The following is a 25199-nucleotide window of genomic DNA, read 5'->3' as shown; positions in this document are numbered from 1 at the left end:
CGGTCGCCTCAACACTCGTGTGCCGTCGCGCAGGCGAATTCATCAAACAGGTACGCGGTCTCGTTCCTCGTGCACGGCAATTCGCCTATCAGCTCAGGCTGGCAATCCCACGGGGCCGGCTGGCGCACCTGAGACCAGATCGGATTGTGAATGGCGAGGTCGATCTGGCGTACGAGTTCCACCATGCCGTCATAGCCGGCATAAGGATGCTGGCGCTCCTGGTTGATATCGAGCCAGGGCGTCTTGGCCTTGAGCGCAATGAATTGCGTGCGACCGCCCGACAGCATGATATCGGCCCTGTGTTCAGAGAGCATGGCGTACAGCTCGCTCGCAGCCATGGATTCGAACATGTGCTTGTCGTGCTTGAGAACTTGTTTGATGCGCTCCTTGTCCTGCACCGTAGATTTCTTGATCGAGGTGCCGACGATCTCGATTCCGATCTCCATCAGCGCATGGACAACCGACCAGGACTTCACACCGCCTGTGTTGAGCAGCACGCGCTTGCCTTGGAGCCTTTGCCGGTAGGATTCGAGTTTCTTCCACGCGATCGCCTCCTGCTGCGCGATCAGCGTCTCTGTGCGCTCGAGGATCTCCGGATCGGCGCCCTTCCTCACCAGCAGCCTGACAAGGTTTCGAAGAGCTTGCGATGTGTCGGAGATGCCATAGAAGGAGCCCTCGAAGAACGGGATGTCCCAGCGCTCCTCCATCTTGCGGGCAAGACTGATCAGCGCGGTCGAGCACACCATCATTGCCGCCCGGGCGCGGTGCGCGGAAGCAATGTCGCGGTAACGCGCATCGCCGGGAATGCAGGCGCGCACCCGGATCCCGAGCCGATCGAGGAGCGGCTTTACAAGCCAGAATTCGCCCGAGAGGTTGAATTCGCCAAGGATGTTGATGTCGTAGGGTCCGGGGTCGTCGGGTTCGACCGTGCCGATGACATGATCGAGCAACGCCTCGGCGGCGAGCTTATTGCCGAGGTTCTTGGAGCCTGCCAGGCCAGGCGCATTGATCGGCACCACGGCCAAACCGAACTTTTCCGTGGCGCGTTTGCACACAGCCTCGATGTCGTCACCGATCAGCGCCGTTACGCAAGTCGAGTAGACGAAGATCGCCGGCGGCGCGTATGTGTGCTTGATCTCGCGGATCGCCTTGAAGAGTTTCCGCTCGCCCTGCCCCATCACAAGGTCGAGTTCGGTGAGGTCGGTCGTGAAGCTTGTCCGCCACAAGGTCGGCCCTGACGAAACCGCACCACGGTTGTCCCAAGAATTGCCCTCGCAGGCGAGCGGCGCATGGACCAGATGCGCAACGTCGGTGATCGGCTGCAGGACGATCTTGGCTCCGTCAAAGGCGCAGCCGCCGGCTGCCGCCCCTGGTGTCAGCGACTTCGAGCAGCCCTCCTTGCGCGCCTTGGCATCTTTGCCACGGTTCTTATCGCAGGCGGGCTCATCGAAGGCGTCCTTGATTTTGGCGCTGAGGGAGGACATTGCTCAGCCTCCCCAGTCCATTGGGCAAGGAATGGCCTCGGCGAAAAGCCGGCCACAGCTCTTAGCGCGTGAGGTCATAGGAATAATCCGTCACACCCGTCTCGCTCGTCTCGCGATCGAGTTTGTCGAAGATCTTGTCGAGGATCGTCGTCAGCACGCGCAACGCTCCCTGGTAGCCAAAGAGCGCAAAGCGGTGATGATGGTGCCGATCGAAGATCGGAAACATCAGCCGGATCAGCGGTGTTCCGGTGTCGCGCTCCAGGTACTTGCCGTAGGAATTGCCGATCAAAAGGTCCACCGGCTCGGTAAAGAGCAGTGAGCGCAGCGCCCACAGGTCCTTGCCCGCCCAAACCTGGGCAGCCTTGCCGAAAGGCGAGGATGCTAGCAGCTTCTTCAAATCGGCTTCCCATGCCGAGGTGCCATTGGTGGCGAGGCAATGGGTTGGCTCGCCGCCGGTCTCCATGACAAAGCGGGCCATTGCGTGAACGAAGTCGGGATCACCGTAGATGGCGTATTTCTTACCATGCAGCCAGGATTGGCTGTCCGCCATGGCGTCTACCAGTCGGCCGCGCTCGAGGCGAATTGCCTCGGGAATCTCCTTGCCGGAAATCGCCGCGACCTCCATCAGGAATTCGTCCGTCGCCTGAACGCCGAGCGGATAGTGGAATGAGGCCGTCGCCTGCCCGACCTCCTCGCAATAGCCCAGTGTCTTTCGGGTGTTGTGATGCTGCAGCGAAAGCGTTGCCTCGGCGTTGAGGGCCTTCTTCACCTCGTTGATCTTCGTGCCCCCGTCATACATGCGGTATTCACCGTCCGAAGGCGTATCGAACTGGTCAGAGGCATCCTGGATCAATGTATAGGACACGCCCATTACATCGAGCAGGCGCTTGAGCTCCCGGTTGTTGCCGACGCAGAAGCCGTCGAAGCCCGGAATGATGTTGATGGTTCCTTCGATTTGCGTACGCTCCTGGCCTTTCCAGAAGTGCTCCAAAATTCCTTTGACCATGTTGTCATAGCCGTCGACATGACTGCCAACGAAGGCCGGGGTGTGGGCAAAGGGCACGTCGAAGTCGCGCGGGACTGAATCTTCGTCCTTGGCGTTCTGGATGAAGCTGTGCAGGTCGTCGCCAATGACCTCTGCCATACAGGTCGTCGACACGGCAATCATCTTGGGGTCGTAGAGCTGGTAGGTGTTGGCGAGCCCGTCGACCATGTTCTTCAGGCCGCCAAACACCGCCGCATCCTCGGTCATTGAGGAGGAGACCGCCGCGGCAGGCTCCTTGAAATGGCGCGACAGGTGCGAGCGGTAATAGGCGACGCAACCTTGGCTGCCGTGGACGAAGGACATGGTTCGCTCGAAGCCGGCGGCAGCGAATACCGCACCCAGCGGCTGGCAGGCCTTGGCCGGGTTCACGACAAGCGCTTTGCGGGCGAGGTTCTTTTCGCGGTATTCCCACGTCTGGGTGAAATCGCGCTGATCGGAAACGATTTCATCGGGGTGCGGACATTCGAAGTTTAGCTTCTTCTCAGCGAGCATCTTTCTGTATTCCGGCTCGCGGAACAGGGGAGCGTGATCGAGAATTTTTTCAGCCGACTGCGGCATGATGATTACCTCTTTTGCATCTGGCTGCGCGGGACGGCAGCTCAGGACGTCAAGACGTTCCAGGCTCCGGCGGATCAGAGGCCGCGGGAGTTCACCGTCTCAGTGGGAGACTGGGGCTGAAGCAAATGTTTATTCGGCAGCCATCGCCCGCTCATCGCCCCGGCTTCTTTTCCAAGGCGCGTGGAATAGGTCCCAGACCGGGTTGTTAATGGCGAGATCCACATCACGTGCGAAAATGGCAAAGCCATCGTAGCCGTGATACGGACCTGAATAATCCCAGGAATGCATCTGGCGGAACGGTATGCCCATCTTCTGCACCGGGTATTTTTCTTTGATTCCCGAGCCGACCAGATTTGGGCGAATCCCTTCGATGAATTTCTCCAACTCATAGCCGGTCACGTCATCGTAGATCAGCGTGCCGTTCTTCACGTAGTGGCCGGTGCGCTGATAGTCGTCGCTGTGGGCGAATTCATAGCCGGTGCCCACGATGACCATGCCGAGGTCCTCGTAGGCCGTGACGACGTGGCGGGGGCGCAGGCCGCCCACATAGAGCATCACGGTATTTCCTTCCAGGCGCGACAGGTACTTGGCGATGACCGCATCAACAAGCGGCCTGTACTTGGCAATGACCTTTTCGGTCTTCTCCTCGATTTCCGGCCCAAAATGCTTGGCTATGTTGCGCAGAGAGGCTTCGATCTGGGAGGGACCGAAGAAATTGTACTCCATCCAGGCGACGCCATACTTTTCCTCCATATGCCGACAGATGTAATTCATCGACCGGTAGCAGTGGATAAGATTGAGCTTAGCCTTCGGGGCGCGCTCGATCTCTGCGAGTGTGGCGTCACCCGACCAGTTGCCAACCACGCGCAGCCCTATCTCCTCAAGCAGTATGCGCGAGGCCCAGGCATCGCCGCCGATATTGTAGTCGCCGATGACGTTGACGTCGTAGGGGCCGGCCTCGAACTTGACATCCTTTTTGTCGAAGACCCAATCCCGGATTGCATCATTGGCGATGTGGTGGCCAAGCGACTGCGAGACGCCGCGGAAGCCCTCGCAGCGTACCGGCACGATCGTCTTGTCATACTCCTTGGTCTTTTTGCGAGAAACGGCCTCGGTGTCATCGCCAATCAGGCCGATAGGGCATTCGGACTGCACGGTGATGCCGTTGTTGAGCGGAAACAAGACTTCAATCTCGTCAATGATCTGTTCCAGCTTCTTGTCGCCGCCGAAGACGATGTCCTTCTCCTGGAAATCGGAGGTGAACTGCATTGTCCCGAACGTGTCGACGCCCGTTGTACCGACGTAGTAGTTGCGGCGCTGCGACCAAGAATATTGGCCGCAGCCGACCGGGCCGTGCGAGATATGGACCATATCCTTGACTGGCCCCCACACCACGCCTTTCGAACCAGCATATGCACAGCCGCGAATCGTCATCACCCCGGGAATGGACTTGATGTTCGATTTGACGTCGCATTCGGAAAGGACCTCGCTTTCCCCGCCAGCCTCGTTGCCGCTCTTTGCTACGTTGAGGTGCTTCTTGCGGCGCTTCGCCGCCTTGTCGGGATAATGCGACAGCACCTCTTCGATAAGCTTCGCATGAAGAGCACCGTCATTCTCGTATTCCCGGCTCATGAGTCCCCCTTTCAAGGTTGGGTGACGCCTCAAAGAATAGGCGCCGTTCTCTGCAAGGCGCGCCGATTGATGGCAGCGCTAATGTCACTACTGGGCCGCCGCCTTCGCCGCTTCCTTGGAGTGGAGCTCGGCAAGCATCTGCTCGTCGGTCTTCATGATGCCGAAGTCGAGCAGCATCTCCTCCAGCTCCTCCATGGTGATCGGCGTCGGGATCGTACCCTGGCCCGAATTGGCGTGGATCTTCTCGGCCAGAGCGCGGTATTCCCCTGCCTGCTTTGAGTCCGGCGCGTACTGGATCACCGACATCTTCCTGAGTTCGGCATGTTGGACGATGTTGTCGCGGGGCACGAAGTGGATGAGCTTGGAATTCAATCGGCCAGCCAGTGCTTCGGCCAGATCGAGTTCGCGGTCGGTTTGACGTTCATTGCAGATCAGCCCGCCCAGCCGCACACCGCCCGAATGGGCATATTTGAGGATGCCCTTGGCGATGTTGTTGGCGGCATAGAGCGCCATCATCTCGCCTGACATGACGATATAGATCTCCTGGGCCTTGCCTTCGCGGATCGGCATGGCGAAGCCGCCGCATACCACGTCGCCGAGGACGTCATAGGAGACATAATCGACATCGTCATAAGCGCCATTCTCCTCGAGGAAATTGATCGAGGTGATGACGCCGCGGCCGGCGCAACCGACACCCGGCTCGGGGCCGCCGGACTCCACGCACTTGATGCCTCTGTAGCCCACCTTGAGCACGTCCTGGAGTTCGAGGTCTTCCACCGAGCCTTCCTGTGCGGCGAGATCCAGGACGGTATCCTGAGCTTTCGAATTCAGGATCAAGCGTGTGGAATCGGCTTTGGGGTCGCATCCTACGATGAGGATTCTCTGCCCGAGGTCGACAAGGGCAGCGAGCGTATTTTGGGACGTGGTGGACTTGCCGATGCCGCCTTTTCCGTAAAAGGCGATCTGACGCAGACCTGACATAATAGCTTTCCTTCCTTCGTTCTAATCATCGCGACTGCCCGCGACACAAGTGCCGATAGGCAGCTCGTGCCGCCTCACACCAAGCATCGCAAAAAGCGTACCAGCGTGATCGGCCGATCCCAGAAGAAACTTTGTCATTAAATTCCAGCCGCTTAGACGGCGGCAAAACGCGCGAACGGGCCTTTCAGGCGTCTGTCACGGACACGACAAAGCCGACACAGATTGTCGTGCGCCATCCAAACCGCCGTGTGTCGAGCTCGAAGCGGGAGAATGGGGAAGTTAGCCCAAAGCTGATGGCGAGACCATCGGAAGACATCGGCTCTTGTCTTTCCAGCCTGCCATTGATCGGGCGGTCGCTGGATGAGCAGGAGCCTGGGGCTTGACCGCGGCGCGGGTAGTTCAGGCAGGCTTACAGAGCGGGAACGCCGGCGGCCGATAGACATCCGCGCTTAACCTTTCATAGCCCGTCTACAAGTTGGTTCCGCCGACGCGCTATATGGAAGCCAAATAATTCAGTAGCTTAGCCGAGAGCATTGATTTTTTCAGAAAGATACGTGTTATACGCGTACGAACCGCCGAACCCATGGTCGGCGCCCTCATGCGCGTGAGACCCCGTTGTGGGCGAGGCTCGCGACTGGCTGCACGATCCTAGCCGGCCTGCTTGCCATTGAGTTTGGTCCCGCCGCGGTAGGCTGCGGCATCAAGGGCAACATCAGCTACAACACTGGCAAGAAGATTATCACGTTCTTGGACAGGACTCTTACTGGGAGACGCGCATCAACCTACTGAAGGGCGAGCGGTGGTTTTGTTCAGAGGAGCTGCACGAAAGGCGGGCTGGCGGGTTCGAGAGGAAGTGTCGCGGCAGCTTGCAGACTGCTACGGGGGCCGCCTCGATGGCAAATGGTGTACAAAAGCGCCCTCTCTGCCGAACTGAACAGTGCTCACGGCCATAGCTTCGGATGAGCCCGACTGGCTTGACCTCTGCATGATGAGAGCAGCTTTTACACCAGGTGCGCAGCATATGTCTTTAACGAACGCATCGCCTTCAAGAATATAGAGAGCAATTCGGAAAACCGAGTAGTTGGCGGCGAAGCTAGGAGAAGGTATACACCGCCCTCTTGTTACCCCAGAGTAGAACGTGCAGCTGCGGCAAGACGCGGGCTTCGAACCACCTGTCGCTGGTCACCTTTTCGACCAGCTATTCCATGCGCATCATATTCCGTCGGACTCGAGAGAGACGTCTTCATTGCCACGGCGGGGCGGCGTGTGATTGCCGGATTGCAGACAAACCTCGCCGCGACGTCTTTGGGACGAGTGGTGCCGGCACCGAATCCCTATCCTTTAGACTAGCCAGCTTGGGGAGCGCCGTCAGACCGCCAGACCGGAAGAGGAGGCTTCGCGCCAATTTGTGCCAAGAATGTTGGACCGTGCGGAACCGCTGGGGCGGCGCTCAACTGTGGCGCAGGATGAAGCGTCGATTGGGTGAATGAATAGGGCGCGCGTTCGACGGGTAGAGTGAGGTAAATCGCTGGATGTCTGCCGGATCAACGTCAACCGGTTCCATCGCCACCATCCACTCGACGTTTTCGGCGCACGGCGGCGTCGTCAGTGAGCCCTCATAAGTCCAATAGCCAAGCGACGCTGGCAGAAGCCAGTTGGGATTCACCTCGTCGATCGTAACCTCCCCATTCGGCAGTTCGGGAAAGGCCGCAGCAAGGGCAGCAAAGCTGGCATTTGTCGCGCCGGGCGTTAAAAAGACGCCCAGCACGCCCAGAGTACCACTTTGCGTGTCCTTGTGAACGAAATGCACCTCCATCGGGAAGCTCTTGCCCGCCACATGATGTTCGCTTGGCGCATGGAAATGGAACTGTACCAGTTCGTAGACACGATCGCCGCGGGTCAGCGTGCTGCCTTGTGGCATATTGATTTGAATGGTGTGGCCGTTGTTCACCATATTGCCGCCGCCCTTGTGCCAACCGATGGCGATATGCCGGATATCCGCCTTGACCGCGCTGTTGATATTGATCGGCGATTGCTGCGTGCCGGCAGAGCATACGAAATTTTCCTTATCCAGATCAGCCCAGTGCTCCGGTCCGACCGGACCGGTGTACCCCCAATGGGCACTGGTCGCATGGGCGGCTTGAACGCAAATCCGGCATGCGCCGAGCGCAACCAACCCTTTGATCAGGTGACGACGATACATACTGCTTTTGCTCCTCTTGCGAACTGATGTTGGTGGCTGCCCTAATGGACGCGTGATGGCCAATCGGCGCGGCCACTATTGTCCTTTGCAACTGATGGATGCCCGCATGCCTTGGCGTGCTTTCATAAGTGCGGCTGCCGTTTCTCGGCTGGCCGGCTTCTGCAGCCCGCAACGGGGGCAGTTTCAACCAGCTAAACGATGAAAAATTTGAGCAGACCAGCGCTTGACCCCCGCCGCAAAGGCACAGGCGAAGGTGATCACTGCGCGGCTGCCGTTCGGGCCTGAGGCCGCATCGCTATACTTTGCACTCGCTGCCCAAGGAGACGCAGGCGACCCCAATACGTTTTCATCGCTACTCCCGACGCAGCCGACGACGCCACGAAAACGTTGCTATATTTCACGTTGGGCCAGTGAGGAAATCGATCTTCTTTATGGAAGGCATTTGCGCAATGGATGCATTCCCATGCACATCGCCGTTCTGTTTAGCAGCTGCCGTTGACCGGCGGGCCAGCCCCTTTGGGCGTTCTGGTGTCTGACAGTCGTGCGCCAGGCCGGACAATGAGATACATCGATAAGAGCTGGACAAGGATGAGGGGATGACGTGCTTGCGACGGAGCAGGTGGGGCGAGAAGGCCAGTTCTTACGGATTTCAACTTTGCGTGACGACAGCTCATCGGAGTCAAGGTGACACACGCCGGCAGCGGGGTGTCCGGGCGGTTTCCAGCCGCACAATCGCGAGACCGCTGACGCGAACAAAGCTCGGCTGTACTCGGCACGCGAAGAGAGCCTGCCAAGCCGTCGGAGCCCGGCCTTCCGGTGCGACGCAAGCCGCAGACTAGACCGCCCTCTTGTTACCCCAAAGCAGAACGTGCAGCTGCGGCAACACGCGGGCTTCGAACCACCTGTCGCTAGTCACCCTTTCGACAAGCCATTCCATTCGCATCATTATTCCGTCCAAGTCGACAGAGGCGTCTTCACTGCCAGGGCGCGGCGGCGTGTGATTGCCGGGTTGCAGATAGATCGGAAGGTGCGGATATCTCGCCGCGACTTCTTTGGCGTAGGCATAGTCACTCTCGTCGAAAACGACGAGCTTGAGCACGATTTGCGGCTTCTCTTGCGCCGCTTCGAGGCATGCATCAAACGCAGTCCAACGGGTCGTCATCTCGCTGGACGGCGGCTTTGGGCTAAGGGTCAGCACGTCAAGATCCGCAAACCACTCCCTCACCACGGAACCCTGCGTTTCCAGTGCAAAACGATAGCCCTCGCGATGGCCTCGTTCTATGAGGGGACCGAACGGCTGAATGGCCGGGTTGCCGCCTGACAAGGAGACCATAACCGGCCTGCCGCCGGAAAGCGCATGGACGGTTTGCCACACGGCATCGATCGGCATCGGTAGCCATTCATGGCGATACTGATTGTCCACCGCGTGAAGGCTGTCGCACCATGAACAGCGATAATCACATCCGCCGGTTCTGATGAACACCGTCGGCAAGCCGATGAGCACGCCCTCGCCCTGGATAGTCGGCCCGAATATCTCGCTCACACGGATTGCGGGATGCATGTCGGTCACGGACGGTATTCCGCCCAAGTTTTCGGTGTTTCGCTAACGCGCACGGCCGCGGTCTGCGGCAGACGTGCCTTGCACCATTCATAGAAATGTCTGGCCAGGCATTCCGCCGTGACCTTCTCATGTCCCAGCACGTCGTTGAGGTGCCGATGGTCGAAGCTCTCGTCAATGTAGCGTTTGAGCGGCGCCAGATCGTGATAGTCGCGCACGAAGCCGTGGGCGTCCAGTTCCTTGGCCGACAGCTCCACTACGACGACATAGTTATGCCCGTGCAGGCGCGCGCATTGATGGTTGGAAGGCAAGGAGGTGAGCTGATGCGAGGCCGAGAAGTGGAATTCCTTGCTGATGTGGAACATTACGCGCGCCTCCTGCGCAGCGCCTCAAGCCAGAAATCGGCGTCCTCGTAGTCGGTGGGATCAGCGTGCCCGGCGAGATGGAACGCTTCGCGCCGCTCGACGCAGGTCCCGCATCGTCCGCAGTGACGCACGCCGCCCTTGTAACAGGACCAGGTCTCAGCAAACGGGGTGCCGTATCTTGCGCCATCCGCAACAATGTCAGCTTTTCCGAGATTCACATACGGTGCATAGAGGCGTATCTGCGCATAGCCGTCGAGCGCGCGGTCTTGCATTGTCTGGAAAGCTTCAATGAAGGCCGGACGGCAATCGGGATAGATGAAATGGTCCCCGCCATGCACGGCCGCCGCCACCGCTTCGGCGCTGTGGGCGGCGGCGAGACCGAAGGCGATTGCCAACATGATGGCATTGCGGTTCGGCACCACCGTAATCTTCATCGTGTCTTCGGCGTAGTGGCCGTCCGGCACGTCGATACTGCCAGTCAGCGCTGAGCCGGAAAGGCCACGGCCAATTTCGCCGATGTCGATGATCTGGTGCGGGACCTTCAGTCGCTGCGCGCAAAGAGCGGCGAAGCCCAATTCCTTCCTGTGCCGTTGGCCATAGTCGAAAGATAGAAGGCCGGTGAGTTCGTGCTCCGCTGCCACCATGTGAGCAAGGGAAACGGAGTCCAATCCGCCAGAGCAGACGGCGAGAGTCTTCATCATTGGTATCCTTGTTTTGACCGGGTAAGGCTGCGACCGGAGATTTCTCTGCGCCCTCACTACTCCAGCGACTTAGTTTTGTGAACCGGGAGAATTTGCGCTCAGCCGATTGGAACGGGAGTGCGTCGCGTCCAACACGCGTGATCAATAAAAGTTGAGCGCTTCAGCAGTTTGTTCGCATCGCGCCAACTTTCGCAACCTGCTGTCGGATCGTCGACTTCGAGACAAGGTGATGTTCGGCCGACATCGGCTGACTCTCAATTAAGCCGCAGAACACATGTTGGCTTTCTGGCCTTCGCTTGTGCGGTTGGCACGACAATTGATATTCTATTTGTGGGGCGGCACACCCCGCCAGCCGAAAGTGGCAGTGAGCTCCTTCAGGCGCAGGTTGATGTGCTGATTATTCGGCGATTTTCCGATCTCGAACCAGAAAGCGAGGGCGGCATGGATGCCAGCAAATTTTACATTGGCGACATCCGCCTGGAGAACCCTGCGCGGCGCGATTGAGGCCGCAGGCGAGCCTGCTCTACCTGCCGCCCTACAGTCCCGACTTCAATCCGATTGAGAACGCCTTCGCCAAACCTAAGGCGCTGCTGCGAGCAAAGGCCGAGAGAACCATCAAGGCTCTATGGGACTGACGTTGCCCCCAGCAGTTTTGAGTTCGTTTCCGGCGTGGGTTGTGCCCTGCTGGGCGGGTGAAGCGACGGGCGCTGGCGCGAAGCCTTTGGCATAGCGCAGCGCGAGCGACCGTCGCGGATTGAAGGTGCTGGCGAACTTGGCCGGGGTCTGCCAGGCGATTTGGGAGTGCGGTCGCGCAGTGCTGTAGTCGGCGTGCCACAGGGCGATGGCGACGCGCGCCTGAGCCAGCGAGGTGAACAGCGTCTCGTTGAGCAGTTCATCGCGCAGTCGGCCGTTGAAGCTCTCGATGAAGCCATTCTGCATCGGCTTGCCGGGCGCAATGTAATGCCATTCGACGCGGTTCTGATCCGCCCAGGGGAGGATGGCGTTCGAGGTGAACTCGCTGCCATTGTCGCTGACGATCATCCTGGCCGGCCGCGCTCTTGATGAGCCGGTCCAATTCGCGGCAACCCGCATGCCCGAGAGAGACGTATCAACGATGAGTGCGCAGGCACTCTCTCGTGCAGTCGTCGACGACGGCCAGGATGCGGAAGCGGCGCCCGTCGGTGAGCTGGTCCGATACGAAGTCGAGCGACCAGCGCTCGTCGGGCCTCAGCGGCACCAGCATCGGCGCCCTTGTCCCGATCGCCCGCTTGCGGCCGCCACGGCGGCGAACGGCGAGCTTCTCCTCCCGATAGAGCCGGAACAGCTTCTTGTGGTTCACGACCAGGCCCTCCCGCCTCAGCATGACGAGAAGACGCCGGTAGCCGAACCGGCGTCGCACCTGCGCGATCGCCTTCATCCGCTCGCGAACCTCGCGGTCGTCCGGCCTGCTGGTCTGGTAGCGAACCGTCATGCGGCAACAGCCGATGGCTTTACACGCCCGCCGTTCGCTCATCCCGAAGCCTTCCTTCAGGCGAGCGACAGCTTTCCGCTTGGCCGCGGGCGTCACCATTTCTTTCCCACAAGGTCCTTCAACGCGGCATTGTCGAGCATGGCGTCGGCCAGAAGCCGCTTCAGGCGCGTGTTCTCGTCCTCCAGCGCCTTCAGGTCGCCGAGCCTTGGAGACATTCATCCCGCCGAAGCGGGCCTTCCAATTGTAGATCGAGGCGTCGCTGACCCCCGCTTGCGGCACAGATCGCCAACCGATACCCCGGCCTCGTGTTTCTTCAAAATTCCGATGATCTGCTCTTCAGAGAAGCGGCTGCGTTTCATGTCCTGGTCCTCTGGAGGGGCCAGAACGAACTTCGAACCGGATTAGATCAGAGGGGCAAGGTCAGGACGCCTCGGCGCGGTCGTCGACCTCTTCACCCCAGCCGAATGTGCCAACTACTTCACAGCCGCAGGATATGACCTGGATCAGATAGGACGTGCTCCAATGGTTTAGTCCGGCCCCCACAACCGTTTCGCAATGAGGAGCAGCGCTGCCGCTGCTCCTCCAATCACAGACGGATTCACGATGCGGCAACTCGAGCCATGATTTCGGATCGAATGGCCGATGCGGTGTATAGTGAGGCATCCAGCGGCAAATCCCCAAATGCCAGTTGACACAGAAGATAATTAGCACCTGCCTCTTCCAGCTGATCAAGGAGAGCTTTTCGGACAGAATCTGCCGTTCCCACGACGCACAATTCACTTTCAATTGCTGCATCGAAGTTCAAAGGCAAGTTTGGTGGAGTGGAAATGGCATTTAGTTCGTATAGAAATTTGAAGCTATTGAGCCATCGTTCATAGGCAGGTGCTGCGAGCAAATACGCATCTGTTTCAGAACGCCCTATCACCACCATTCGGAGCAATCCAAGAAATGGCGCTTGCTGGCCAATGTCAGCATCGTGAATTCTGGCGGCGCGGAACGCGTCGGTAACGCTGCGAACAGAAGTGGAAGGTCCGACGCAGGCGATGTTTGCCCCATTCGCGGCGGCCCAGCTAGCCGGCTCGGGTCGATTGGTGGCGATCCATGTCGGCGGATGGGGATATTGGTGAGGTCTCAACGTCAGCGGAACGTCTTTCAAATCAAAGTGGCGGCCCTGATAAGAAAGCGTCCCGCCTTTCATCGCATTGATGAGAATCTCGCTGGCCTCCGCATACTGTTCTGGTGCTGCTTCTACAGCAACCCCGAAGTATCCCAATTCAGTGGGAGCAGAGCCGCGCCCTATGCCGAGTTCAAGCCTGCCGCCGCTCAACTGATCAAGCATGCAGATCTCCTCGAAGGCACGCAGCGGATGATAGAGCGCAAGTAGCATTACCATGGGACCAACACGAAGACTGCGGGTTCGCTGGGCGACGCTCGCTAAGAACAAATTCGGTGATGGACCTCTGCCATGCGGCGTACAGTGGTGCTCGGCGAGATGATACGCATAAAAGCCATAGCCATCGCACGCTTCTGCTAGGCTCAGCCGATCTGCATATTGTTGTGCGATGTCATCGCCGTTTTCGTCCAGATGATCGAAGATGCCGAAGGTCAGGCCCGAAGCGGAAATTTTCTTCAATTAATTGTTCTCCAAATTACCTGTTATTTATTCACTAAACATCATAGCTTTCGACACATCGACACCTATTACTTGATGCTTAATGTGAATTGACTTCATGCTTGTGCACACCGCGATTCTTCTTAAAGTTCATACAGACTCGTTTGGCGGCAGCAAGGAATTTGTCCATCTGCTCTGTGGTGCCAATGCTGACGCGAATACAGTTCTTCAAATCTACGTCAGGAAAGCTGGCGATGAGGATCGCCTGCTCTTTCAACGCGGCTTGCCAGCATGAGCCCTCCTGTCCCGCCGGCACACGGGCCAGCAAAAAGTTTGCGTGGGAGGGTGTTACGGAAAAGCCAAGTTGCAACAGCGCCAGGGTCACTCGCTGTCGTTCATGCTTGATGTGCCTGTGGTTCTCTTCGTAGGCGTGGCGATGCGCAAGAATGCTTTTCCCGACCGCCTGCCCGATCACGTTCATGTTGAAGACATTCTGGATGTTGCGCAGCCTGCCAATGATTTCTGGGTGACCGAAACCGAAGCCGACTCGCACGCCAGCGGCAGCATAGCTCTTTGAAAAAGTCCTCAAGATCAAAAGATTCGGATGTCTATTGACGAGGCGCAGGGCATTGTCGGGTGCGAAGTCAACGTAGGCCTCATCCAAGACGACCAAGCGATCTGCTTGCTCCACAAGGCGTTCGATTTCGGCCACCGGCACGAATGTTCCGGTCGGATTGTTCGGATTAGCCAACAGAATGAACTTCGCGTCTTTTGCGGGGCCGGACAGCAGTTTTTCTATCGGCAGGGGATGAGCTTCGCTCGATGCGATTTCGAGAAACTCGGCACCCTGCAACATGGCAAGTTTACGGTTGAACGAAAATCCGGGCGACAGCATCGCCACTCTATCTCCTGGGGCGAGGAAAGCTCTGTAGATGAGTCCGAGCAGCTCCGACGAACCGTTGCCGGCAATCACCTGATCTTTGGAAAATCCGTAAGCATCGGAGGCAGCTGCCCTTAAGCTGAGATTGTCGTCTTCCGGATAAAGATACTGGTGTTCGATCGCAGCAATTGCACTTTGCATTACGCTCTTCGGCAACGGAAACGGGTTCTCGTTCGTATTTAGCTTAACGCAATTTGCATCCGTCGCTGGTCCGTTGGACGAGAGAGCATCTAATTTGCTGGCCACCGGCGAAAAAAGCGAAAGCACGGTCTTCAGTTTTGCATCGCACATGTTCTTCTCCGTTTTTCAGTCCCGCAGGGCATGTGACATGAGGCAATAGTTGATCGTGACTTGATCGACGTTCGGCTATATCAGCGCTGCCTTCCCACCCTGGTGGGGATCGCCGACCACGGTTTGGATTTGACACCGGCAAGCTGTCGAGAACCTGATGACGACCCAACGTGTGGCCGACGGCCGATTCGGCGCAACAGACGGTGTTTCAACATCGCATCGTCCTCAAAGCCGCATGCAGGGCCTGCACGACAGCCCGTCTCCAGCGCCCGCAGATAGGTGGAAGCCGAAGTCTTGCCGAACCTCAGTTGCTCTGCCACCTGGCCCACCGGACTGCCCTGTTTATGGGTCAGGCGCAGGATATCTCTGACGCTCGTTCGTCTTGCTTGCTTCCGTCTTGGCATGGGCTCTCTCGGTTTGCTGATGAGAGAGCCAAATACCGGCTCATCTGAGCATGAGACGCAGGCCTGACGATATGGAGCGTCGCTGTGGCGCGCGTAGCCAAGAGGGTTCGCCTCGGTGGCGGGGCATGCAAGACGGCGCACCTCCTTAGCCATCCTGTCCCATCGTCTCAGATCGTGAGGCGCACCTTATAGTCGGTGAGGAGATCTTGCAGGGTCAGGTTACGCCCTAGCGCTTAAGGTTGTTGGTCGCACCGAGCAAGCGCGGGACCTGTCGACGGACAACAGCGGTGCCACTGCCGGCACTAGGTCGTCCAGCATCGCAGTGAACCGCGTACGTAGTATTTTGTCGTAGGCGGCATTCTGGATAGCCGGATACGGGCTCTTCACCCGCTGCACCACCGATTGCGGGATGATGTCGCGAGAAACATTCACGGATTTCGTGAAAAAAGTGTACCCGCCGAAGAGCCCCACTCGCGGGGGCGGTGCAGCACCACCTCGGTGTCACTGCTCGTGTTCATGCGATGGACTAGGCCGGCCAGCTGTTGACGCAGCTCGCGGTAGTTGTAAGTCTCACCCGTGTAGACGAGCACCAAGTCAGGTCGGCCATCCTCCTGGAGCATCCTCGGCTGACGGCCGCCCTGGATATCGATGATTGCCAGGCGGTGGTGTCCCAGCGCCGCAGGCCCGCCGATCCAAGTCCCCTCGTCGTCCGGACCGTGGTTCGCTATGGTGGCCGTCATATCGGCAAGCTCCCTTCGCGCATCGGGACCTCCGAGGTCTCGATTGAAGTCGATCCATTCACAGATGCCGCACAGGTTATGTCGCCGCATTTGGGGCGAAGCAGATATAAGGCCAGTGGGAAACCATCGAGGCAAAGTGACGGATCTAGCCCAGCTACGATCCGCATCCGACATTGTCGGACATCGGACAGCACCGCGATTCGCTGCATAGGAAGCCTGGAGTCGCGATTTCCCTTGGGGGAATCAGCGCATGAAAGGAGAGCTGGGTCGTGTCTGCCGAAATGAGAAATTGCTCCCCCTTATTGCCTCACCGAGGAATGTTACCCAGCGCGATAGACGGACATGCCCTACCTCCCCCCGTTGCAGCTGAGGGAGATAGGGGCCAGCTCTTCATTCAACCCTCATGGAGGATGATCAGCCCAGCCATTTCCATGCGCCGGCCTTCACAAGCCGTGCACCATTCAGGTTCTTTTCCTTGAAGCGCGACGATCCTTGTCAGACGTCGCAACACTTGCTGCCGAGAGCACGAGCTCTTCCTCGAGCATGCCTTGATCTGCGCCTCGAACGGCTCGCACATGCTGGGTTTCAACGACTTCGCAGAGGTTGATATTCTGCAGTGACTTCGTCTCGCTGCTGCACGGCATTGACGCTGGGAGCCATGCTCGCGTGGCGCAATTGTGCTGAAGCCGGTGCCCACGGCAACGTTTCTTAACCCGCCCCAGATCCTGGCGTTTGGCTATTTCCGACATTCGTGTCCGGCTTCGGACAAAGGCCGGGTTTGCCGAACGGAGTCGCACCCAATTTCCAGTGCTGCTTGAGCAATAATATCGACCGGCATTACTGCACAACACGAAAGTTGCTGCAAAAACCGAAGTGAACCCAAGGCATCGGGTCAATTGGCATGGCGCTTGCGACTCGGTCGATAGAACGCAGTCAAAATCACGGTTGCAGACCATGCCTACCTCTCAAAGCTCGATAAAGCACGCGAGCGAAATTCCCCGTCTCCGCGGAAGCTCGTCGCCTTTAAACGTGCCTGCTCGGGGGCGGTCTTGCACAAGACCGGTCCGAGGCAACCACGCCAAGGCGCGAGGCTGCCGGAACTGTCGACCGAAGTCGATGCCGCTTCAGTTTAACCGAAAAATGCACCGTACCACTTTGGCCTGGGAGCAAATCAATGACCGACAGAAAGAACGTTCCTCTCGTGACCTTTCGCACGCGTGTTCGCGATGAGTCGATCGGGGGGCCAAATCCTTATCGGTGGGAGAACAAGACCTCCGACGATTATTTCGGGGGCAAGCGCGTCATCCTGTTCTCGCTGCCTGGCGCCTTCACCCCGACCTGCTCGACCTTCCAACTGCCCGATTTCGAAAAACTCTATGATCAATTTCTGGAACTGCGAATTGACGCGATCTACTGCGTCTCGGTCAACGATGCTTTCGTCATGAATGCGTGGGGAAAGTCCTTGGGGCTGCAGAAGATCGAGCTGATCCCAGACGGGTCGGGCGAGTTCACGCGCAAAATGGGCATGCTGGTCGCGAAGGACAATCTGGGCTTTGGCATGCGCTCCTGGCGATACGCCGCTCTGATCGACGATGGCGTGGTGGAGCAGTGGTTCGAGGAGGAAGGCTTCTGTGACAACTGCGAGACGGACCCCTATGGCGTTTCATCCCCGCAAAACGTTCTCGACAAACTGAAGGCGGCGGCATGACCCAGAAGTGGCAAGTCTCACACAACCCAAGCACACACTAGAGCATCCTCGGCAGATTACGGTTCAACATGCATCTCTCAGCAAGCCTGCTTCAACGCCAGAAGCAACGTATGGTCTTATCGCCTCAAGCCATTGAAGCTATTCGCTTGCTGCGATTGACGCATACTGAACTCCATCAGCTCGTGCAGCAGGCACTCGAGAGGAACCCCGTTTTGAAGCCTGACCCGTTTGACGACGATTCGCCGCTGTCAGGGGTGGATCAGCGGAGCAGTCAAAGCAGAAGCGAAATCGGCGAATCGCCCATTGGCGGGCCGTCTGGCGGGCGCGGGCAATGGAAGTCGCAACGCAGTAGCGGCAACGATCGACCTGCCGTCGAGGAGTTTACCGCCCACACCGAAACATTGCACGACCATGTCGCCCGCCAGGTCGCCCTCACCCCGTTCACCCCCCAGGAGCGGCTGATTGCCGGACAGCTCGCCGCCCATCTGGAGGACACTGGCTATCTTCAGGTAAACCTTTTCGATCTGGCCAGGAGGTTAAACGTTCGGCAAGCTGATGTGGAACGGGTCATCGGAATCTTGCAGCAATTTGATCCGCCGGGGATTTTTGCGCGAACTCTCAGCGAATGCCTGGAGATTCAGCTGCGCCAGCAAGACCGGTTCGACCCGGCTATGGCAGCTTTGGTCGCCAATCTCGAGATGCTTGCACGGGGGGATTTTCAGGGATTGAAGCAGCGTTGCGGAGTCGACGAGGAGGATCTCCTCGACATGAGGAACGAAATCCGCGCGCTCGATCCCAAGCCTGGAGACCGGTTCCAGTCCGGGACGCCGGAAACCATCGTACCGGACGTCTGGGTAATGCCCAAGTCCGAAGGTGGATGGCGGGTGGAGCTTGATCCGGCCACGCTGCCCAAAGTGTTGATCAACCACACCTATGTCGCCGAAATCTCGCAGCTGACCAATCAAAATCCGGAAGGCAAAGCGTTTCTCGACCATTGCCAGGAAAAAGGGAACTGGCTGATCAGCTGCCTCGAGCAGCGCGCTAAGACGATCCTTAAGGTTGCGACCGAAATCGTGCGCCAGCAGGATGCCTTTTTTACACACGGCGTCGCCCATCTGCGGCCTCTCTGTCTCAAAAATGTCGCTGACGGGATCAAAATGCACCAGTCGACGGTAAGCCGGGTGGCTTCGAACAGGTACATGTTAACTCCGCGCGGGGTGTTCGAGCTGAAGTATTTTTTCACAGCGACAATCGCATCCTGCGAGGGCGGCGACGCGCACTCCGCCAAATCTGTCCGCCATCGGATCAAGGCAATCATCGCCGAAGAATCGCTCGACAAGGTACTTTCCGACGAAGACATCGTTGCTCAGCTCAAGCAGACCGGCATCAATGTCGCTCGCCGTACCGTCACCAAATATCGCGAGGCGATGAACATCCCTTCCTCCATACTACGGCGCCGCGATAAGCGTTTGTCCGCAGCTGCGATCAAGCGAAGTGACTAACCGGCATTCCTGGTCGGCGAGAGGCGACTCTCAACTTCCTCCGGGCCGAAGCAGCTTTCGAAGTCCTGGCATTCCCGACAACTGGGTGCAGTGCATGACGAAAAGCCTTCGGCCTCACACAGCTTGCGGTAAAAGTACTTTTTCCATTTCATGTTTTCTGTGTTGCCTGCCGCCAGCGCGGGAAAATGTCTGGCAAGCAGGCGGCTGAGCTCAGCGCGATTTGAGAGGCCAAGATCCCGCCAAAGATGGTCCGTGCGCATCGCACGCCGGGCGATGATCTTGGCCAAGCGGCCGCTCGCCGGGTCGGCCGGCGCAGCATGCGCTAGCAGCAGCCGGCGTAGCAGCTCCTCTTCCAGTTCCGGCTCGGGCTCGCTCAACTCCTCCAAAGCGAATACGCTGCTGGAGGTAGACGGGAAAGTTGCGGCCAAGACATCACGCAATTCGACAGACGAAAGGCCTGTCCCCTCCGTCGCCAACACCTCGCCCGCCTGGACCTCCTCAAGCGAACGTGAATGTACGCAGGGCAGCACATGCTGATCGAAGCTCCTCCCTAGCTCGGACCCACGCCATTGCGCGCTGGATAGGCAGCCATCATCGTAACGGCCGGCTTCAGCTTCCGGCATGACAAAGCGCCTTGTTGACCGCAGGGATGATCTTGTCGCCCCAGAGCTCGATCTGGCGCAGCATCGTCTTTTGGTCGAAGTCGCCCAATTGAGTCTGAACTGCGATCTGGTCCGGTTTCAAGATATCGATCTCTTCCAGCAGGCGATCAATCACGCGATTTACGCTGCCAATCGGCAAATTTTTGCGCATGGTCTCGAAGGACAGATCCTGCTGGGTCGGTGTCTCCTGCAGCAGGTAGCCATCGTGGCTCTGTTGGCGGCGCTGATGCAGGGCTTCAGAAAGCCGGCGCTGGAAGCGGGCATTGTCGAGATAGCTGTTGATCTCCAACTCGTCGTGGCTGGCATAGCAGCAGCGCAGCAGCGATATCTTGACGTCGGTGACGTTCTTTTCCTCGGATGCCGCCGCCCTCTCGACTGATTCACGCAGTGTGGTCAAAGTCTCTAAGCCGTCGTGGAAGGCTGTGACAAAAAAATTGTGCCCCTCGCGGTAGGCCCGAGCCATCCGTGCGGCTCCGCCAGCGATCCAGATAGGCGGCGTCGGCTGCTGGACTGTGCGGACCGAAATCGCTGTTGGGGGGATCTTCTCATACTGGCCGTCGTGTTCGAAGACGTTTTGGTTGAGGCCCTTGAGAATGATGTCCAGGTATTCCGAAAAGACGGCCGGCGCCTCATCGATGTCCACGCCGAACCGTTCGAACTCGAACTGCTGGTATCCCAAGCCTACGCCGAGCTCGAGACGGCCGTTCGCAACGATGTCGGCGAAGCCGATCTCGGACAGCAGGCGCTGCGGTTGGTAAAGCGGCAGCACGCAGACGGCAGTGCCCAGGCGAATCGTGCTTGTCAAGCCGGCGCAGTGCGCCACCATCATCAGCGGGGATGGTATGAGGCTGTAATTGTTGAAGTGGTGCTCAGCAAACCACGCGGTGTTGAACCCAGCCTGCTCCGAAGCGACGGCCTGTTCGATGGAGTTGCGGATGACGCTTTCTGAGGATTGGTGATAGCCACGCTGGGCGGCCAGAATGAAAGTGGCAAATTCCATGATTTCTCCTCGTTATAGACACGTCAGCCGACCGGGAATGTGCTCGGCATGCACATGCTTGGATCTCAAGCACCTCAGGTGCGTCGTGGAGCCGAGGCTTCATAATGCTCGGCCGGTCGCCCTGCGAAGGCCTGGCAATTAACCTGCGGCCTCCGCAAAACATTCGTCATAGAGTTCGCTGGCGTTTCCCGCATCACCGAACGAGGTCCAGCCGCCGTCCACGTAGAGGATCGAGCCGTTGATGTATGAGGCGTCAGACGAAGCAAGGAAGAACGATGCATCTGCGACGTCTTCTGGCCGTCCCATCCTGCCCATGGGGATGCGTCGTCCGATTGCTGTCAGGTCGATGCGGCCGGCTTTGGCCAACTGAGCAAGTGCGGGCGTGCGGATGTGGCCAGGAGCGACGGTGGCTGTCCGAATTCCGACCGGCCCGAGTTCGGCCGCCATGCAACGGGTCAGCATATCCATCCCCGCCTTGGAGGCGCCGTAGGCATGGCGCGGCGCGAACGGCAGAAAGCTGTCGATCGACCCGAGATTGAGGATCACGCCGCCCGGGCGCATAGCCTTGATCGCTTCGCGCGCGCAGGTGAAGGCGCCGGTAAGGTTGACATCCAGGACGTGTTCGAGCTGTTTCGACAGTTGCTCGATCGCAGGCACAATCCTGTCGGCGGTATCAGCACTATTGACCAGAACATCGATATACCCGAAGCGTCCCCTCAGTTCTTCGAACATCGACACCACATCGCTCTCGACGGCCACGTCCAGCGATTTCGCCAGATGCTTGCCGGGGAGCGATGTAGCCAGCTCTGCCGCTGCAGTGCCATCTTTATCAGCAATCACGACGGTGTCGCCGTTCGCGGCAAAGCGGCGAGCGACGGCCGCGCCAATGCTTTTTGCGCCACCGGTGACGAGCACGATTCGCGCATCTGTGCATTCGGCCGGACAGGAGAGCTCGGCTTGGAGCGCACCATCCACCGGCGGGTGAGCATCCCCCGGCTGGTTGAATGACATCCAGCCTCCGTCGACTGCCAGCACCGAGCCGGTGATGTAGCGCGCCTGCGTGCTGCTCAGAAAACGCACGACCCTGGCGATCTCGTCGGGGCGAGCCAAGCGCCCCATCGGCACGCGGCGGCGTATCGCCGCGAGGTCCATTTTGCCAGCGCGTGCCAGTTCTGTGACCATTGGGGTGCGGACGGAGCCCGGCGCCACCGCCGTGACGCGGATTCCTCGCATAGCCCACTCGCATGCAAGGGACTTTGTCAACGAGATCACGCCAGCTTTCGAGGCTGCGTAGGCGTTGCGCCTGGGATTGCCGACCACGCCCGCCATCGAAGCCACATTGACGATCGCACCGCCCGGCTTCATGCGCCGCGCCGCTTCCCGGGCCATAACGAATGGCCCAATAAGGTTCACTGTCACGCCGCGTCGGAAGGTATCGACAGCGGTGTCGATGATCCTATCCATCGTGGGTCCAACCGCCGCATTGTTGATGAGGACATCGATTTGCGCGAACCGTGCTTCGACCTGGCCGAAAAGTGAGAGCATGTCCTTCTCTCGCGACACATCGCACTCCAGACCGACGTGCGGCGACCCGAGATCCCGAGCCAGTTCAACCACACCACTGCCCGGAAGGTCCACCGCAACTACAGTGTCTCCGTCCGCGGCAAGGATATCGACCAGGGCACGGCCGATCCCGCCCGCAGCGCCTGTGATGATTACGGTGCGTGCTGCCAGTTTCACGAGAGCTTCTCCACGATGACCGCTTGTGATCTCAGCCCATCAACCTTGGGCGGAATGAAGGGCCGAGCCAAATCGTTGCAGTGACCGCCAGTTGCGGCCCCACACAGATGTCGTTCCCGTAGGGCGCTCATCCTCCATTTCTACCCACTTATGCAGCTCCCAGTTGGGGACCCTCGACGCCATCTTGGTCGGTGGGGATGTGACCCTTGAGCAACTGGTAGATGGGATCGTCTGGATGTTGTGCTCCAATCGGCTGTCGCCGGCCGAACCTATCTGCCTCAAGAATCGCTGGCGGGATTTGCTCCTCAACCCAATCGTAGACGACTGTCCGTTCCGCAATTCGCCACTCGTCCTGCCTCTTCTGAAACAGATCGCAGTAACGGCCGCAAAGCAGCGTCTGACGTATTTCTTGGTCTGTATCCGGTCCGCGTTGCAGCGCGGTGAAATAGCTCTCGACCGCGGCCTCTGCTGAACTGATGAAGTCGATCAGGCTGTTCGTGATTTGATGGATGTTACGGTGCCCCGGCAGACCGAGAGCAAATTGGATGAAGTCCTCTGCCGGTCCGCAATAGGGACCGTGCCTGTCATACGCTTCGGGCCAGTATGCGCTACGCAGCGCCGCCTCATCGGCGCGGTCTATCCCGCGGCAGTACCGATACAGGCAGTTGCGGATCGCCTCTCGGTCACGCAGTTCGGTAATTTTCGCGTGGTCGACAGGGTCTGTCGCGAATTGTATGATTGTTTTATCCTTCCCGATGCCAGTCTGCACTTTGCGTGTGTCTCTCTCTACAACTGAGTTAGCGGGGGGCTCGTCAACTTCCAGAGCTTGTTCGGGGCAGGCTCGTACCCCTTTTGAGGCAAGCAGTTGCTCCCCATCGGCAACATCAATATCACCGGGCAAGATGTAGCCGGCGTCATCAAGCTTGAAGACTCTCGGCGCCCGCGCCCAGCAGCGCGCATGACCCTGGCATCTGGCTTTATGTACGACGACACGCATAGCGAACTCCAATGTCGTTGGCTGAAACTTCAGGACCAGTCCAGGATCAGATTCTCGATCCCGAACACATGGCCGCCGAAGGTGATAGGTTCAGTCCCTGTCTTGATCCGAAAGGCTGGGATGCGCGCCAGCCACTCCTCCAGGCCAATGACAATCTCCCGCCGGGCAAGGTGTGAGCCAAGACAACGATGGGGACCATAGCCAAAGGCAGCGTGCCGGTTGTCCTCGCGCGCCAGATCGATCTCATTCGGGCATTCGAATTCCGCCGGGTCACGATTGGCAATCATCGTGGCACAGGAAACATAGTCTCCCTTGCGGATCGGCGCGCCTTTGAAGTCGACATCCTTCGTTGCCACTCGGATCATCTGAATGGTCGAATAGGCGCGCAGCAATTCTTCCGCAGCGACGGCAATCCGGTCCGGTTCGCTTCGTAGCAATTCCTGATCTTTGGGGTTGCGCGCGAGATGGGCCAAGTCGAAGCATATGGCTGCTGAGACCGTGTCGAGTCCCGCGACGAACACAAGCACGCCGATGCCACGGACTTCTTCGTCACTGAGCAGACGACCCTCGACCTTTGCCTTCACGATGAAGGTCATGAAATCATCGACCGGCTCCTTGCGGCGCTCGGTGGCAAGTTCGTCGATGAAGGCCACGATCGTCCGGGCTGCGGGTGGTCGTTGCTCCTTATCGCCGTGGAGCAGATCTCTAGCCCAGCCGACAAATGTTTCTAGTCCGTTGTCCGAAAGCCCAATAAAGCGAAGGAAGATATTGACCGCGAACGGAACTGCAAAATCCTTCATGATGTCGCAGCTCGTGCCTGATGCGGCGATCCTGTCGATCAGCTTGATCGCTCGTTCCCGGACAGCCGGCTCCAATGCCATTACCCGCTTTGGCGAAAGCAGCGGATTGAGCAGTGAGCGAAAAACACCGTGGAATGGCGGATCGAGCTCAAGCGGGATCATCGGCCAGCTCTCGCCGAGCACAGAGGCGAAGATGCTGCGATGGCTGGAAAACGTTTCGGTGTCCTGCAGCACCCGGCGCTGGTCGCTCGCGCGAGTGATGACCCAGGTACCCCGACCGTCGCGCGTGTTGCTGGTTGAATAAAAGATCGGAGGCCCGGCATGAACGCAAGCAACCGCTGCATGCGGATCCCCGTTAGCGGTCGGCAACATGCCGGGCGACGTAAACAGGCTGAAGTCCCTCACCATTTCGGGCGGGACATGATCTGGAACCGGCCGCGATTTAACCGCGCCAGAATCGAGAGACCGTTCATGAGATGCTGTCGGCATTTGCATGCAATCGTTGGTGCAAGCTCCGTGCCGAATTCGTCTTTCGATAATCCTTGCCGTTTGCTGGGCAACAGGTGGCGCCTGCGCTGACTTGCTGGTCGGGATTGCAACATTCTTGTCCAGCGTCGGACACAGAATGTAGAAAGCTAGACACCGACTTGGAGCAACTCAACTGGTGGGATCGCTAGCTGTGGAGCCTCAACAGGTTGTCCTCGGTTAGAGCGAGGCGACTGATAGGTGTTTTGGACTTTAGGCTCCCGTGGGGACGGTGCCAATTGTATCTGTGCAGCCAGACCGGCAACTCTGCGGCGCGGTG

The 25199-nt window shown here is 58.6% G+C and carries 19 protein-coding genes and 5 pseudogenes; 4 read left to right on the top strand and 20 right to left on the bottom strand.

Translation table 11 applies throughout. The features are described from left to right. Positions 1-8 precede the first annotated feature (8 nt). From nifE to queC, 9 genes and pseudogenes are all read right to left on the bottom strand, one after another. Positions 9-1484, bottom strand: a complete 1476-nt coding sequence (nifE, locus tag EN869_RS32470) for a nitrogenase iron-molybdenum cofactor biosynthesis protein NifE (RefSeq protein WP_095489376.1) — start codon at positions 1482-1484, stop codon at positions 9-11. 61 nt (positions 1485-1545) lie between these two features. Then, positions 1546-3087 carry a nitrogenase molybdenum-iron protein subunit beta gene (gene nifK, locus EN869_RS32465; protein ID WP_024505263.1) on the bottom strand — a complete coding sequence of 514 codons (1542 nt, stop codon included), beginning with the start codon at positions 3085-3087 and terminating at the stop codon, positions 1546-1548. 129 nt (positions 3088-3216) lie between these two features. Continuing rightward, a complete protein-coding gene (gene nifD / locus EN869_RS32460) occupies positions 3217-4719 on the bottom strand; it encodes a nitrogenase molybdenum-iron protein alpha chain (RefSeq protein WP_024505262.1) in 1503 nt (500 codons plus the stop codon). Between the two features lie 87 nt (positions 4720-4806). Further along, positions 4807-5700: a nitrogenase iron protein gene (gene nifH / locus EN869_RS32455; protein ID WP_024505261.1), complete on the bottom strand. Its 894-nt coding sequence runs from the start codon at positions 5698-5700 to the stop codon at positions 4807-4809. Between the two features lie 1093 nt (positions 5701-6793). Further along, positions 6794-6990: pseudogene (locus EN869_RS35335) on the bottom strand (7-carboxy-7-deazaguanine synthase QueE); the annotation flags it as partial. Between the two features lie 160 nt (positions 6991-7150). Next, complete coding sequence (locus tag EN869_RS32440; protein WP_126097322.1) at positions 7151-7903, bottom strand: carbonic anhydrase; 753 nt, start codon at positions 7901-7903, stop codon at positions 7151-7153. Between the two features lie 835 nt (positions 7904-8738). After that, positions 8739-9464 carry a 7-carboxy-7-deazaguanine synthase QueE gene (gene queE / locus EN869_RS32435; RefSeq protein WP_189342945.1) on the bottom strand — a complete coding sequence of 242 codons (726 nt, stop codon included), beginning with the start codon at positions 9462-9464 and terminating at the stop codon, positions 8739-8741. A 5-nt stretch (positions 9465-9469) separates the two neighbouring features. Beyond that, on the bottom strand, positions 9470-9826 hold the full coding sequence (gene queD, locus EN869_RS32430; protein WP_126097320.1) for a 6-carboxytetrahydropterin synthase QueD: 357 nt from the start codon (positions 9824-9826) through the stop codon (positions 9470-9472). Next, on the bottom strand, positions 9826-10524 hold the full coding sequence (gene queC, locus EN869_RS32425) for a 7-cyano-7-deazaguanine synthase QueC (RefSeq protein ID WP_126102496.1): 699 nt from the start codon (positions 10522-10524) through the stop codon (positions 9826-9828). The genes queD and queC overlap by 1 nt, the downstream gene beginning before the upstream one ends. A gap of 171 nt (positions 10525-10695) precedes the next feature. Here queC and EN869_RS32420 point away from each other — a divergent pair, with 171 nt between their 5' ends. Together EN869_RS32420 and EN869_RS32415 are read left to right on the top strand one after the other, a co-directional pair. Further along, complete coding sequence (locus EN869_RS32420) at positions 10696-11031, top strand: hypothetical protein (protein ID WP_126097319.1); 336 nt, start codon at positions 10696-10698, stop codon at positions 11029-11031. A gap of 8 nt (positions 11032-11039) precedes the next feature. After that, positions 11040-11156, top strand: a pseudogene (locus tag EN869_RS32415) (transposase); the annotation flags it as partial. On the opposite strand, the pseudogene EN869_RS32410 reads toward EN869_RS32415, so the two are convergent. The 4 genes and pseudogenes from EN869_RS32410 to EN869_RS32395 all read right to left on the bottom strand — a co-directional run bounded on the left by EN869_RS32410 (position 11143) and on the right by EN869_RS32395 (position 15985). Then, positions 11143-12357 (bottom strand): annotated as a pseudogene (locus EN869_RS32410) (IS3 family transposase). The pseudogenes EN869_RS32415 and EN869_RS32410 sit on opposite strands and share 14 nt — an antisense overlap. A 239-nt stretch (positions 12358-12596) precedes the next feature. After that, positions 12597-13631, bottom strand: coding sequence for an LLM class flavin-dependent oxidoreductase (locus tag EN869_RS32405; protein WP_126097318.1), 1035 nt, complete (start codon positions 13629-13631; stop codon positions 12597-12599). 79 nt (positions 13632-13710) lie between these two features. Further along, positions 13711-14841, bottom strand: a complete 1131-nt coding sequence (gene hisC, locus EN869_RS32400; protein ID WP_126097317.1) for a histidinol-phosphate transaminase — start codon at positions 14839-14841, stop codon at positions 13711-13713. Positions 14842-15673: 832 nt separating this feature from the next. Further along, a complete protein-coding gene (locus EN869_RS32395) occupies positions 15674-15985 on the bottom strand; it encodes a hypothetical protein (RefSeq protein WP_206437555.1) in 312 nt (103 codons plus the stop codon). Positions 15986-17159: 1174 nt separating this feature from the next. Here EN869_RS32395 and EN869_RS32390 point away from each other — a divergent pair. Both EN869_RS32390 and rpoN read left to right on the top strand, forming a co-directional pair. Then, positions 17160-17693, top strand: a complete 534-nt coding sequence (locus EN869_RS32390) for a peroxiredoxin (RefSeq protein WP_029356553.1) — start codon at positions 17160-17162, stop codon at positions 17691-17693. Between the two features lie 68 nt (positions 17694-17761). Then, complete coding sequence (gene rpoN, locus EN869_RS32385) at positions 17762-19195, top strand: RNA polymerase factor sigma-54 (protein WP_126063822.1); 1434 nt, start codon at positions 17762-17764, stop codon at positions 19193-19195. Here the strand turns inward: rpoN and EN869_RS32380 are convergent. From EN869_RS32380 to EN869_RS32355, 7 genes and pseudogenes are all read right to left on the bottom strand, one after another. Beyond that, positions 19192-19818, bottom strand: coding sequence for a nitrogen fixation protein NifQ (locus tag EN869_RS32380; protein ID WP_029356557.1), 627 nt, complete (start codon positions 19816-19818; stop codon positions 19192-19194). The two genes, rpoN and EN869_RS32380, sit on opposite strands and share 4 nt — an antisense overlap. After that, positions 19805-20857, bottom strand: coding sequence for an LLM class flavin-dependent oxidoreductase (locus EN869_RS32375; RefSeq protein WP_024505249.1), 1053 nt, complete (start codon positions 20855-20857; stop codon positions 19805-19807). The genes EN869_RS32380 and EN869_RS32375 overlap by 14 nt, the downstream gene beginning before the upstream one ends. A 138-nt stretch (positions 20858-20995) precedes the next feature. Further along, positions 20996-22597, bottom strand: a complete 1602-nt coding sequence (locus tag EN869_RS32370; RefSeq protein ID WP_063169384.1) for an SDR family oxidoreductase — start codon at positions 22595-22597, stop codon at positions 20996-20998. 148 nt (positions 22598-22745) lie between these two features. After that, positions 22746-23333, bottom strand: a complete 588-nt coding sequence (locus EN869_RS32365; protein ID WP_126083656.1) for a nuclear transport factor 2 family protein — start codon at positions 23331-23333, stop codon at positions 22746-22748. 138 nt (positions 23334-23471) lie between these two features. Next, positions 23472-23594: pseudogene (locus EN869_RS35330) on the bottom strand (ferredoxin); the annotation flags it as partial. A 29-nt stretch (positions 23595-23623) separates the two neighbouring features. Further along, the gene (locus EN869_RS32360; RefSeq protein ID WP_164759124.1) at positions 23624-24802 is read right to left on the bottom strand and encodes a cytochrome P450; all 1179 of its coding nucleotides are present in this window, start codon (positions 24800-24802) and stop codon (positions 23624-23626) included. Positions 24803-25067: 265 nt separating this feature from the next. Continuing rightward, a pseudogene (locus EN869_RS32355) lies at positions 25068-25199 on the bottom strand (IS481 family transposase); the annotation flags it as partial.

It is taken from the genome of Mesorhizobium sp. M2D.F.Ca.ET.226.01.1.1, assembly GCF_004022705.2.
Taxonomy (GTDB): Bacteria; Pseudomonadota; Alphaproteobacteria; order Rhizobiales; family Rhizobiaceae; genus Mesorhizobium.
Note: the sequence above shows the minus strand (reverse complement) of the source record. Positions and strands in the feature narration are given on the sequence as shown.

What these genes read in the sequence shown, in the direction of transcription:
- EN869_RS32440 (WP_126097322.1), bottom strand. Translation starts at nt 7,903, where the DNA reads ATGTATCGTCGTCACCTGATCAAAGGGTTGGTTGCGCTCGGCGCATGC.
- hisC (WP_126097317.1), bottom strand. Translation starts at nt 14,841, where the DNA reads ATGTGCGATGCAAAACTGAAGACCGTGCTTTCGCTTTTTTCGCCGGTG.
- EN869_RS32395 (WP_206437555.1), bottom strand. Translation starts at nt 15,985, where the DNA reads ATGACGGCCACCATAGCGAACCACGGTCCGGACGACGAGGGGACTTGG.
- queD (WP_126097320.1), bottom strand. Translation starts at nt 9,826, where the DNA reads ATGTTCCACATCAGCAAGGAATTCCACTTCTCGGCCTCGCATCAGCTC.
- EN869_RS32380 (WP_029356557.1), bottom strand. Translation starts at nt 19,818, where the DNA reads ATGCCGGAAGCTGAAGCCGGCCGTTACGATGATGGCTGCCTATCCAGC.
- nifE (WP_095489376.1), bottom strand. Translation starts at nt 1,484, where the DNA reads ATGTCCTCCCTCAGCGCCAAAATCAAGGACGCCTTCGATGAGCCCGCC.
- rpoN (WP_126063822.1), top strand. Translation starts at nt 17,762, where the DNA reads ATGCATCTCTCAGCAAGCCTGCTTCAACGCCAGAAGCAACGTATGGTC.
- nifH (WP_024505261.1), bottom strand. Translation starts at nt 5,700, where the DNA reads ATGTCAGGTCTGCGTCAGATCGCCTTTTACGGAAAAGGCGGCATCGGC.
- queE (WP_189342945.1), bottom strand. Translation starts at nt 9,464, where the DNA reads ATGCATCCCGCAATCCGTGTGAGCGAGATATTCGGGCCGACTATCCAG.
- nifK (WP_024505263.1), bottom strand. Translation starts at nt 3,087, where the DNA reads ATGCCGCAGTCGGCTGAAAAAATTCTCGATCACGCTCCCCTGTTCCGC.
- EN869_RS32390 (WP_029356553.1), top strand. Translation starts at nt 17,160, where the DNA reads ATGACCGACAGAAAGAACGTTCCTCTCGTGACCTTTCGCACGCGTGTT.
- queC (WP_126102496.1), bottom strand. Translation starts at nt 10,524, where the DNA reads ATGAAGACTCTCGCCGTCTGCTCTGGCGGATTGGACTCCGTTTCCCTT.
- EN869_RS32375 (WP_024505249.1), bottom strand. Translation starts at nt 20,857, where the DNA reads ATGGAATTTGCCACTTTCATTCTGGCCGCCCAGCGTGGCTATCACCAA.
- nifD (WP_024505262.1), bottom strand. Translation starts at nt 4,719, where the DNA reads ATGAGCCGGGAATACGAGAATGACGGTGCTCTTCATGCGAAGCTTATC.
- EN869_RS32360 (WP_164759124.1), bottom strand. Translation starts at nt 24,802, where the DNA reads ATGGTGAGGGACTTCAGCCTGTTTACGTCGCCCGGCATGTTGCCGACC.